Raw genomic sequence first — 11219 nt, 5'->3', positions numbered from 1 at the left:
GGCGACCGTGGCCCCGCGGTGCGGGACTACGAAGAAGGTAACGGGTACCTGCGTCAGCCGAGGGTCGGACCGGGCTGCTTCCCAGGCGATGCGGAGGGCGTGATCTGTTCCTCTGGCCGAGCGCGAACATCGCTTCGGCGACCGCGTCCGCTGCAGCGGCGGGGATGGCGGTGCCAGCGTCCTCGAGGACAAGCAACCGCGCTCCGGGAATCTCGTGCGCGGTGGTTTTCTCCGTTGCCGTCGCCCCCGTGGGCATCGACGACCTTCGTCGTGTGAGGTGTGCGCCTCATGCTCTCGGATCCTTCCCGATCAAGCTTCGCTCGGTTCCTGGACACGGTGTTCGCGTCGTTACCGGGTCGCACCGGACGACTTCCAGAACTGATCGACGGACGAGATCTCCGCGATGACTTTCCGCCCCGGCACAGGTCGATACCGGTGAACGGATCCACCCCGAGAGCAGGAGACATCATGACCGAGCAGACCACGCGCGCCCTACCTCCGATCGTCGGCGAGCAGACCTGGCGGGCCGCGCTCGACGACCTGCGAAGAAGGGAGAAGGCCGCCACTCGTGAACTCGACGCCATCGCCGCGCAGCGCCGCCGGTTGCCGATGGTCGAACAGCCCGACTACACGCTGATCGGCGCGAACGGCCCCATCCGCCTCGCCGACGTATTCCACGGTCGTTCCCAGCTCATCGTCTACCACCACATGTGGACCGACGGTGCGCAATGGCAGTGCGGCGGCTGCACCGGTCTCACCTCGCAGTGGACGCGGCTGGGCATCCTCGACAACTACGACGCCCGCATGGTCATCGTCACCAAAGGGCCCATCGACGAGGCACTGGCGTACAAGGCCAAGGTCGGCAACACGATGGACTGGTACTCGTCGTCGGAGAGTTCGTTCGGCGCCGACGTCGACGCGCCACCCGGGGGCGGGTTCGCCGTCAACGTGTTCCTCCGCGACGGCGAGAAGGTGTACCGCACGTGGCACACCACCGGTCGCGGCACCGAGCAGCTCAGCTACACCTTCGCGCTGATCGACCTCCTCCCCTGGGGCCGGCAGGAGCAATGGCAGGACTCCCCCGAGGGATGGCCTCAGTCCCCGACCTACTCCAAATGGCTCGACTCCCCCGACATCGCCCGGCTCTACGGCCCGACCTCGGACGACCGGTAGAGCAGCAGCAGTGATGAACACGCCACCGTCGCGCAGCGGCCACCTGCCCCTCAACGGGCTCACTTTCTACCACGAGGTCCACGGCGAACTCGGCGGGGGTCTGTCAAGTTAACGGTGTAACTGGTTGAACTGTAGCTACTTTCGTCCAGCGGACAGGCGTCCGTCGAAGGTGATCTCGAAGGCGTTCAGTGCTGCCTTCCAGCGGTTGGACCAGCGTTGGCGGGCGGTGCCTTTGGGATCGAGGCTCATGATGGCCAGGTACACGCATTTCAGGGCCGCGGCCTCGGTCGGGAAATGACCACGGGCCTTGACGGCCCTGCGGATTCGGGCGTTGACACTCTCGATGGCGTTGGTCGTGTAGATGACCTGCCTGATGGCGTTGTCGAACTGCAGGAACGGCACGAACTCGGCCCAGGCGTTGGTCCAGAGCCGGATGATCGCGGGATAGCGCTTCTCCCATTTGTCGCTGAACTCGGCGAACCGGTCCAGCGCGGCCTGCTCCGACGGCGCGGTGTACACCGGTTCGAGGTCCTTGGCGATCTCGGCCCAGTCCTTGCGGGAGGCGTAGGCGTAGGTATTGCGGAGGAGGTGGACCACGCAGGTTTGCACGATGGTCTGCGGCCACACCTGCCCGATCGAGTCGGGCAGATGCTTCAGACCGTCGCACACGACGATCAGAACATCTTGCACACCAAGATTTTTCAGCTCGGACAACACCCGAAGCCAGTACTTCGCCCCCTCCCCGTCGCCGTGCTCGCCGGCCCATAATCCGAGGATGTCGCGGGTGCCCTCGGCAGTGACCCCCATCACGACGTAGATCGGCCGGTTGGCCACGCTGCCGTCGCGGATCTTGACGTGGATGCAGTCGATGAACAGCACCGGGTACACCGGGTCCAGCGGCCGGTTCTGCCACTCGGCCATGCCGTCCATCACCCGTTCGGTGATCGTCGAGATCGTCTGCTTGGACACCTCGGCGCCGTAGACCTCGGCCAGGTGCGCAGAGATCTCACCGGTGGTCAGTGCCTTGGCCGACAGCGAGATCACCATGTCCTCCACCCCGGTCAGCCGCCGCTGCCGCTTGGCCACGATCTTCGGCTCGAACGAGGACTCCCGGTCCCGGGGTACGTCGAGCTCGACCGGGCCGGCCTCGGTCAGCACGGTCTTGGCGCGTCTGCCGTTGCGGGAGTTGCCGCTGCCCCTGCCGGCCGGGTCATTCTTGCCGTAGCCGAGGTGGTCGTCCATCTCGCCCTCGAGGGCGGACTCGACCACCAGCTTGGTCAGCTTCGCCAGCAACCCGCCCTCGCCGGTGAGCTGGAGGCCTTCGGCCCGCGCCTGATCCACCAGTTCCTGCAGCCGGGCATCGCTGACACCCACAGGTGCCGAGTTCGATTCGTCCTCACGATCAATCACATCAGTCATGGTGGTGCATCTCCTTTCAGAGTTACACCGTTGTTCTTACAGTCCCCTCGGCCCGCCGCGACGCCGTTGCTGCTCATCCCCGGCGCATTCCTGGGCACCGAGTCGATGTCGGCGTGGACGGGCGCGTTTACGGCGACGCGCTCGGTGATCGTCTTCGATCAGCAGGGACACGGGTGTACCCCGGACACCGCGCGCCCGATCTCGGACGAGAATTGCGCCGACGACGCCGCGGCACTGCCGCGGACGTCGAGCGTGCAACACGCACATGTGACGGGATACTCGCACCGCGGTGCGGTGGCGCTGCAGCTCGCGCTCCGGCACCCGAAACTCGTCGGCACGCTGATGTCGTTGTCGGCCACCTATCGGCAGGACAGCCGGCACCCGTCGGTGCTCGAAGCCATCGGGGATCTCGAGGCGACAGCCCTTGCCGGCACACCGATCGAGAAGGCGTTCTACGAGCACACGCCGGAACCCGCTGCGTTCACCCGCCATGTCGAGAAGATGACCGTGCTCACCGTCGCGGACCAGCAGATCAGCGACACACAGATACGGTCGATCACCGCGAAGGCGATGGTGATCGTCGGCGACGCGGACGGTGTGAAGCCGGAGCATGCGCTGGCGATGTTCCGGCTGCTCGGCGGCGGGGACGAGGAAGCGGCGGCGACGGGGATGCTGCCGACGGTTCCGCGGGCACGTCTGGTGGTGCTGCCGGCGACCTCGCACCTGGGGCATCCTCGGGGAAACGGAGGTGCTGGTGCCGACGGTGACGGCGTTCCTCGACGATGTGCCGCCCGTGACGCCGGAGCTGTTCCGGGCCGACGACGACCGTCAGGCCGCGACGTAGCGCAGCATCACCGCGGTGGCGAAGCACCGGGTTTCCACCAACCGCAGCCGCAACCGCTCGTCCAGGGGCGGAAACATGGGGGTGCCTCCACCGAGCACCACCGGGGAGACGAACAGCTGGTACTCGTCGACGAGACCGAATGGGATCAACGACGCGGCAAGATTCGCGCCACCGACCTCCATGAACCGTCTCGGGTTTCTTGCCGCTCCTATATCGGTGACGGCTCCGGTTGCGGAGTCGACAGGTGAGCGTAGTACACCGCCTCGAATTCATCCGGCGGGACGTATCCGAGACGGCTGTGCAGGCGACTGCGATTGAACCAGTCGACCCACTCCATCGTGGCGTACTCGACGTCCTCGATGGACTTGTAGGGACCAGGATGGAACGGGTTTGCCTTGGCGATCACTTCGGTCTTGAACAACCCGATCGTGCTCTCGGCCAGAGCGTTGTCGTACGCGTCTCCGACACTGCCGACCGACGCGGCAATACCCTCCAGCACAAGGGTTTCCGCGAAAACAATGGAAGTGTACTGACTGCCGGCATCGCTATGGTGGATCAACCCCGAGCCGACCGGATGGCCCGTGTGGTCACGTCGCCACAATGCCATCTTCAAGGCGGTGGTGACCATCGCGGTGTCTTTGACGGTGGCGGCATGCCAGCCGACGATCGCCCGCGAGAAGCAGTCGATCACGAACGCGACATAGACGAACCCCGCCCAGGTGCGGCAATAGGTGAAGTCGGTGACCCACTTCCGATTCGGAACCTCGGCGGTGAAATCACGATCGACCAGGTCAGGGGCGCGGCGGCTGTCCGAGCCGCCGGGCACGGTGGTGCGGCGCCGACGGCCCCGGACCGCTCCGGACAGCCCTTCATCACGCATCAACCGGTCGACGGTGCATGCCGCGACGTCGTGGCCGTGTCTACGCAGGTGCACGGTCATCTTTCGGCGACCGTAGAGACCTTCGGCGGTGCCGACGGTCTCACGCAGAGCGTTCGTCAGATGTGCATCGGCGACGGTCCGGCGGGATGGAGAAGCAGTTTTCCAGTTCCGATACGTGCGTGGGGCGACCTTGACGCCACGCTCGGTGAGCACGGCGCAGATCGACTCGACCCGGTGTCCTTGTGCACGCATCTGGTCGATGAACTGGCAGATCAGCGGCGGCGAGGGTCGAGCTCCCTCGCGAAGAAAATCGAGGCCGATTTCAAGATCTCGTTGGCCTCACGGAGGTCTCGGACTTCGCGTTCGAGCTCTTTGATTCGTTGCTGTTCAGCGGTGGTCACGCCGGGTGTCTTGTCGGCATCGATCAGAGCCTGGCGGGTCCAGGTGCGCAGCGACTCGACACCGACGCCGAGCTTCGGGGCGATGGCTTTGCACGCCGCGAACGGCGAAGAATATTCGTCGAGGTGGTCGAGGACCATCTTCACCGCTCGTTCACGCTGCTCGGCGGGGTAACGCTTGGACATGATGTGCATCCTCCTCAAGAAAGGAGACGGCATCAAACCCGAGACGGTTCATTCCTCTTCGCCGGTTACCAGTTCCAGGACCGTGGCGCCGCGATGCTCGACACCGCCGCCGCGCTCGGCTTCATCGGGAGCGGATCGAGTCCGGCGTACCTGACGGAGATGGTCGGCGCCGGATCGCAGTATGTCACCGCGTTCGTCGACGCCACCGACGCGCCCTTCGACGGCGGCAGGACCTACCGGCTGCACGTCCCGCCGAACGTGCCGGTCAACACCTTCTGGTCGATCGTCGTCTACGACACCCAGACCCGGTCGATGCTGCAGACCGACCAGGAACTGCCCACCGTTGCCAGCGACCGCGACATGATCACGAACGAGGACGGCTCAGTCGACGTCCACTTCGGTCCCGACCGGCCCGAGGGCAGCCGCAACTGGATCCAGACCCTGCCCGGCAAGAGCTGGTTCGCGATAGTCCGGCTCTACGGTCCGCTGGAACCGTGGTTCGACAAGACATGGAGACTGCCCGACATAGAACCGGTCGGGTAACGCCACAGAGGGGAGCAACTCATCTCTGGCTGTGTAGAACCGGGATCGGCTAGTTCTTTCCCCGCCGTTCCCCTGGTGGGCGCGGAGGGTTTCGAACTCCCGGCCGGTGTCCTGAGTCGTTGATTGTCTTGTCGATTCGGATGCGGTAGCGGGCGAGGCCGGCGTGAGCGCGACCTTCGTCGCCCACGTGCTGGGCCTCGAGATCACCGCCGCCGACCACGGCCGATGGCGGCCGGAAGTGCGCAAGCGTCGCACCGACTCCCGGGGCCGGGGACTGGAATCGACCGGGGCGCTGACCACCCACACCGGCGAGAGCACCGCCGGCACCGGCACCACGGTCACCATGTCCTGGCACACCGACCCTCGTCCCTGACCGCGGCGGCTCGGCTCGGTACGAACACCCTCCTCCCGGCCGTCTGTGCGTTGCGGCGGCATGCAGGCAGGGACGCGAACGCCGCCCCGCGCAGAACACGGCCCCGAGGCGGCGCTGCCGACGACGGTCCTCGGCGCCGCCTCACCCTGCGCCCTTGACAAACCCACGCCCGTATCCGTGGCCTTTCTCCGAACGCGCACCGCTGCTAGCTGCACAGATGGCACGATCACCCCGAAAGTCGACCCATCTGGTGCAAGCCAGGAGCGTTGAAGGTGCGTAGTCGCAGTCCTTCTCGAGGCTCACGAAGCCGATGGGGGTCGGCTCCAGGTGCGCAGTGACTCGACACCGACTTTTCTGCGACAGGATTCGTTTTTTCCAACAGTTCCGTCCGGTTCGTATTCAGCCTGGTAGGTCCACTCGCCTGCCGTAAGTCAGCGGCGGCCGCCCAGGTACTGGGCCGGCCAGCGACAAAGCCACGTTCGTATTCGGCGGCTGCGTCCTCGTGCGCCCGGATCCCGCGCTCGCCGGCGGAACCGTCAACCGAGGAACACCGCGACCTGGTCCACCAGATCGAGCAACGGTTGTGGGAAGACGCCGAGCGCCACGGTCACCACCGCCCCGGCGGCGATCGTGACGGTCGTCAGCGCGCTGGGCACCACGACCGCGGGGCCGTCGCGGTCCGGTTCGTCGAAGAACATCAGCACGATGACGCGCACGTAGAAGTACGCCGCGACGGCGCTGCTGACCACGCCGACGATCACGAGCGGAACGGCGCCGCCGCCCGCGGCCGCCCCGAACACGGCGAACTTGCTGACGAACCCGCTGGTGAGCGGGATGCCCGCGAATGCGAGGAGGAACAGGGCGAACACCGCGCCGACGAGCGGAGAGCGCCGGCCGAGGCCCGCCCAGCGGGACAGATGGGTCGCCTCCCCGAGGTCGTCGCGGACCAGGGTCACGACGGCGAACGCACCGAGGGTGCTGAACCCGTAGGCGAACAGGTAGAACATCGTCGACGCCAGCCCGGCCCGGTCGGCGGCGATCAGACCGGTGAGGATGAAGCCGGCGTGGGCGACCGACGAGTAGGCCAGCATCCGCTTGACGTCGTTCTGCGTCACCGCCAGCACCGAACCCACCACCATCGTCAGGATCGCCACACCCCACAGCAGGGGACGCCAGTCGTCGCGCAGTCCGGGTAGCGCCACGTAGAACACGCGCAGCATCGCGCCGAATGCCGCGATCTTGGTGGCCGCCGCCATGAAGGCGGTGATCGGTGTGGGCGCTCCCTGATAGACGTCGGGGACCCAGGAATGGAACGGCACCGCGCCGATCTTGAACAGCAGACCCACCGCGAGCATCGCCGCGCCGATCACCACGAGCGCGTCGCCGTCCGCGCGGTCGGCGACGGCGTCGGCGATACCCGCCAGGCCCACGGTCCCTGCGTAGCCGTACAGCAGCGCCACCCCGAACAGGAAGAAGGCCGAGGAGAAGGCGCCGAGCAGGAAGTACTTCAGGGCCGCCTCCTGGGAGAGCAGGCGCTGCCGACGGGCCAGGCCGCACAGCAGGTACAGGGGCAGCGACAGGACCTCGAGCGCGATGAACATGGTGAGCAGGTCGTTCGCGGCCGGGAACAGCAGCATCCCCCCGACCGCGAACAGCACCAGCGGGAACACCTCGGTCTGGGAGATCCCCTGCGCGGCGGCCTCGCGCTCGGCGACGCTGCCCGGCACCACGGACGCCTGCGGGGCGAACGCGTCGGCACCGCCGCGCCCGGTGGCCACCGCCGCGCCGGGTCCCTCCGGCACGGCACCCCGAGGGTTCGGCTCGATGCCGCGCTCGGCGACGAGCAGCACCGCGAGGATCGAGACGAGCAGGATGGTGCCCTGCAGGAACAAGGTGGGTCCGTCGACCGCGACGGCGTCGACCGCGGCGGTGTAGCCGGGCGCGGCGCCGGCGGCGAAGTCCAGGCCCGCGGCGAGGACGACGACCGCCACGAACGCGGCACCGAGTCCACCGAGCGCGAGCAGCAGCTGGCTCGCGTACCGGCCGCGGCGGGGAACGAACGCCTCGACGAGCACCGCGGCCACGGCGACCCCGAACACGATCAGCATGGGAGAGAGCGGGCCGTATTCCAGGTCGGGAGCCGGAATCGCCTGCGCGAGAACGAGGGTGCCGTCCAAGGAAGTCACCGGTGCGTCCCTCCGTGTGTGTCGGTGCCGAGCCCGCCCGCGACGGGTTCGGGCGGGACGGGCGGCACCGGATCGGGCCGGTCGACCGTGACCAGGACCTGGTCGACCGCTGGGGTGATCACGTCGAGGGCGGGCTTCGGGTAGACGCCCAGGACGAGGAGCAACGCGATGAGCGGCACCACGACGGCGAGTTCGCGGGGCACCAGGTCGCGCACGTGCTCGTTGCCGTCGGTGACCGGTCCGGTCATCATGCGCTGGTAGAGCCACAGCACGTAGATCGCCGACAGGACGAGCGCGAGCACCGCGAAGACGGCGGCGACCTGGTAGCGCGGATAGGTGCCGACCAGCACCAGGAATTCGCTGACGAACGGTGCCAGGCCGGGCAGGGACAGGGTCGCCAGTCCGGCGACGAGGAACGTGCCGGCCAGGACGGGGGCGACCTTGCGGACGCCTCCGTACGCGGCGATGGCACGGGATCCGCGTCGGGAGACGAGGAACCCGGCGATCAGGAACAGCGCCGCGGTGGAGATGCCGTGGTTGACCATGTACAGCGTCGAGCCGGCCTGGCCCTGGCTGGTCATCGCGAAGATGCCGAGGATGATGAACCCGAAGTGCGAGATCGAGGTGTAGGCGATCAGCCGCATCACGTCCGTCTGACCGATCGCGACCGCCGCACCGTAGACGATGCCGATCACCGCGAGCGTGACGATCACGGGCGCGAAGTACACCGACGACTCGGGGAAGAGCTGCAGGCAGTAGCGCAGCATGCCGAACGTGCCGACCTTGTCGACCACGGCCATCATCAGCACCGCTCCGGCGGGCGTGGCCTGCACCGCGGCGCCGGGCAGCCAGGTGTGGAACGGCCACAGCGGCGCCTTCACGGCGAAGGCGAACATGAAGCCGAGGAACAGCGCGTGGAGCACCACAGCGTCGGCACCGAGACCACCGTCGGTGACGACGGCGACGATCTCCCGGAAGTCGAAGGTGCCGGCGCCCTGCCGGGCGGTGACCACGTACAGTCCGATCACCGCGGCCAGCATGATCAGCCCACCGAACAGGTTGTAGAGCAGGAACTTCACCGCCGCGCGGGAGCGACGGCGCCGGTCTCCGAGCCGGTCCCCGAAACCCCCGATGAGGAAGTACATCGGGATGAGCATCGCCTCGAAGAAGATGTAGAACAGCAGCACGTCGAGCGCGGTGAACGAGACCATCACCATCGCCTCGACCGAGAGCATCAACGCCATGTACAGGTGTGTGGTTCGCCGCGGCATGGACGGGCGAGCGGTGTCGGCGGGCTCGGGCGGTGTCGTATCGTTCCAACCGGCCAGCATGAGCAGCGGAAGCAGCACCGCGGTGAGCAGCACCAGCACGAGCGCGATGCCGTCCACGCCCAGCGTGTAGCGGGTGCCCAGGGCCGGGATCCACGGGTGCGATTCGACGAACTGGTACTGCTCGCCCGCCGGGTCGAACCCGACCGCCAGCACGCACGCCAGCACGAGCACCAGGGCCGCGACCGCCAGCGCGGTGCCCTTGGCGAGGCTCCGCATGCGGGCGGGAATCGCCAGTACGACGACGGCACCGACGAGCGGCACCACCCACAGGGTCGTCAACCAGGGAAAGTTGCCCACTACAGCCTCCCCAGCATCATCGCGGCGACCACGACGGCCGCGCCTACCAACATGGACAAGCCGTAGGACCGCACGAACCCGGTCTGCAGGTGCCGCATCCGGGCGGAGAGGGCACCGACCGTCGCGGAGATCCCGTCGACCGCCCCGTCGACGGCCTTGTCGTCGACGGTCACCAGGGTCGTGGTCAGGGACCGTCCGGGCCGCATGAACACCGCCTCGTTGACGGCGTCGCCGTAGAGATCCCGGCGCGCGGCGACGGTGAACGCCGACACGTCGGCGGGGGCGGCGTCGGGGATGTCGCGCCGGGCGTACTGCCGGTAGGCCACCGCGACACCCGCGAGCACGACGGCGAGGGTGAGGGCGGTGATCACCCACACCGGGAGCAGGTGTTCGATCTCCGCGGTCCCCACGACCGGTTCGAGCCAGTCCTGCAGCGCCCCACCGAGGGTGAGTGCAGCACCGGCGCCGACCGAGCCGAGGGCGAGCAGGATCATGGGCACCGTCATCACGGTGGGCGACTCGTGGGGGTGGACGTCGGCCGCCCAGCGACGCCTGCCGAAGAAGGTCATCAGCATCACCCGCGTCATGTAGAACGCGGTGATGCCGGCCCCGAGCAGGGCGGCCGTGCCGAGGACGATCCCTTCCGCACCACCGGCGCCGAACGCCGCTTCGATGATCTTGTCCTTGGAGAAGAATCCGGCGAACGGTGGGATGCCGATGATCGCGAGGTAGCCGAGACCGAAGGTGACGAACGTGATCGGCATGACGGTGCGCAGGCCGCCGTAGTGCCGCATGTTCACCTCGTCGTTCATCCCGTGCATCACCGATCCGGCCCCGAGGAACAGTCCGGCCTTGAAGAAGCCGTGGGTGAGCAGGTGCATGATCGCGAAGGCGTATCCGGCGGGACCGAGCCCGGCGGCAAGGACCATGTAGCCGATCTGGCTCATGGTCGAGGCGGCGAGTGCCTTCTTGATGTCGTCCTTGGCGCACCCGATGACGGCTCCGAACAGCAGGGTCACCGCGCCGACGATCACCACGGCGAGTTGGGCGGTGGGGGCGAGGTCGAAGAGCACGTCGGACCGGACGATGAGGTAGACGCCCGCGGTGACCATGGTGGCGGCGTGGATCAGGGCCGACACCGGTGTCGGGCCCTCCATCGCGTCACCGAGCCAGGACTGCAGGGGCACCTGGGCGGACTTGCCGCATGCGGCGAGCAGCAGCACGAGGCCGAGTGCGGTGAGCACGCCGTCGCTCGCCGCGTCGGCGCCGGCGAAGACATCGTCGAACGTCACGGACCCGAACGTCGCGAACATGATCATCATGGCGACGGCCAGGCCCATGTCGCCGACACGGTTGACGACGAAAGCCTTCTTCGCGGCCGTCGCAGCGGACGGCTTGTACTGCCAGAAGCCGATGAGCAGGTATGAGGCGAGACCGACGCCTTCCCAGCCCACGTACAGGCCGAAATAGTTGTCGGCGAGGACGAGCAGCAACATCGCCGCGAGGAAGAGGTTGAGGTAGGCGAAGAACAACCTGCGGCCGGGAGCGGAGCCTGCGGAGTGACCCGCCGTACCCGCAGCGGAGCCTGC

The 11219-nt window shown here is 67.5% G+C and carries 7 protein-coding genes and 3 pseudogenes; 4 read left to right on the top strand and 6 right to left on the bottom strand.

What is annotated here, in order from left to right; genetic code table 11:
• Positions 1 to 468 precede the first annotated feature (468 nt).
• Entirely contained in the window at positions 469 to 1173 is a 705-nt protein-coding gene (locus QYS60_RS05390; RefSeq protein ID WP_371382605.1) for a DUF899 domain-containing protein, read from the top strand.
• A 135-nt stretch (positions 1174 to 1308) separates the two neighbouring features.
• On the opposite strand, the gene QYS60_RS05385 is transcribed toward QYS60_RS05390, so the two are convergent.
• Positions 1309 to 2592, bottom strand: coding sequence for an IS256 family transposase (locus QYS60_RS05385; protein WP_371382604.1), 1284 nt, complete (start codon positions 2590 to 2592; stop codon positions 1309 to 1311).
• A 105-nt stretch (positions 2593 to 2697) separates the two neighbouring features.
• Between QYS60_RS05385 and QYS60_RS05380 the strand changes: the two are divergent.
• Positions 2698 to 2904, top strand: a pseudogene (locus tag QYS60_RS05380) (alpha/beta fold hydrolase); the annotation flags it as partial.
• Positions 2905 to 3420: 516 nt separating this feature from the next.
• Here the strand turns inward: QYS60_RS05380 and QYS60_RS05375 are convergent.
• Both QYS60_RS05375 and QYS60_RS05370 read right to left on the bottom strand, forming a co-directional pair.
• Positions 3421 to 3618 (bottom strand): annotated as a pseudogene (locus QYS60_RS05375) (dihydrofolate reductase family protein); the annotation flags it as partial.
• Positions 3619 to 3644: 26 nt separating this feature from the next.
• Positions 3645 to 4900 (bottom strand): IS3 family transposase gene (locus tag QYS60_RS05370; protein ID WP_371382603.1). Its coding sequence is split into 2 segments (ribosomal slippage): positions 3645 to 4627 and positions 4627 to 4900, totalling 1257 coding nucleotides; the frame shifts between segments, so codons are not numbered across the junction.
• A 54-nt stretch (positions 4901 to 4954) separates the two neighbouring features.
• Between QYS60_RS05370 and QYS60_RS05365 the strand changes: the two are divergent.
• Both QYS60_RS05365 and QYS60_RS05360 read left to right on the top strand, forming a co-directional pair.
• Positions 4955 to 5443: pseudogene (locus QYS60_RS05365) on the top strand (DUF1214 domain-containing protein); the annotation flags it as partial.
• Positions 5444 to 5606: 163 nt separating this feature from the next.
• Positions 5607 to 5816 carry a hypothetical protein gene (locus tag QYS60_RS05360; protein ID WP_371382602.1) on the top strand — a complete coding sequence of 70 codons (210 nt, stop codon included), beginning with the start codon at positions 5607 to 5609 and terminating at the stop codon, positions 5814 to 5816.
• A gap of 536 nt (positions 5817 to 6352) precedes the next feature.
• On the opposite strand, the gene nuoN is transcribed toward QYS60_RS05360, so the two are convergent.
• From nuoN to nuoL, 3 genes are all read right to left on the bottom strand, one after another.
• Positions 6353 to 7924, bottom strand: coding sequence for an NADH-quinone oxidoreductase subunit NuoN (gene nuoN, locus QYS60_RS05355; RefSeq protein ID WP_371382606.1), 1572 nt, complete (start codon positions 7922 to 7924; stop codon positions 6353 to 6355).
• Between the two features lie 74 nt (positions 7925 to 7998).
• On the bottom strand, positions 7999 to 9630 hold the full coding sequence (locus QYS60_RS05350) for an NADH-quinone oxidoreductase subunit M (RefSeq protein ID WP_289378885.1): 1632 nt from the start codon (positions 9628 to 9630) through the stop codon (positions 7999 to 8001).
• A partial coding sequence (nuoL, locus tag QYS60_RS05345; RefSeq protein WP_371382600.1) for an NADH-quinone oxidoreductase subunit L occupies positions 9630 to 11219 on the bottom strand: 1590 nt, incomplete at its 5' end. The genes QYS60_RS05350 and nuoL, both read right to left, overlap by 1 nt.

The organism is Rhodococcus sp. GXMU-t2271 (genome assembly GCF_041414735.1).
In the GTDB taxonomy this organism is placed as follows: Bacteria; Actinomycetota; Actinomycetes; order Mycobacteriales; family Mycobacteriaceae; genus Rhodococcus; species Rhodococcus indonesiensis.
Note: the sequence above shows the minus strand (reverse complement) of the source record. Positions and strands in the feature narration are given on the sequence as shown.

Excerpts from the sequence above, each read along its gene's own strand:
- QYS60_RS05390 (WP_371382605.1), top strand. The coding sequence starts at position 469 with ATGACCGAGCAGACCACGCGCGCCCTACCTCCGATCGTCGGCGAGCAG.
- QYS60_RS05385 (WP_371382604.1), bottom strand. The coding sequence starts at position 2,592 with ATGACTGATGTGATTGATCGTGAGGACGAATCGAACTCGGCACCTGTG.
- nuoN (WP_371382606.1), bottom strand. The coding sequence starts at position 7,924 with ATGCTGATCGTGTTCGGGGTCGCCGTGGCCGCGGTGCTCGTCGAGGCG.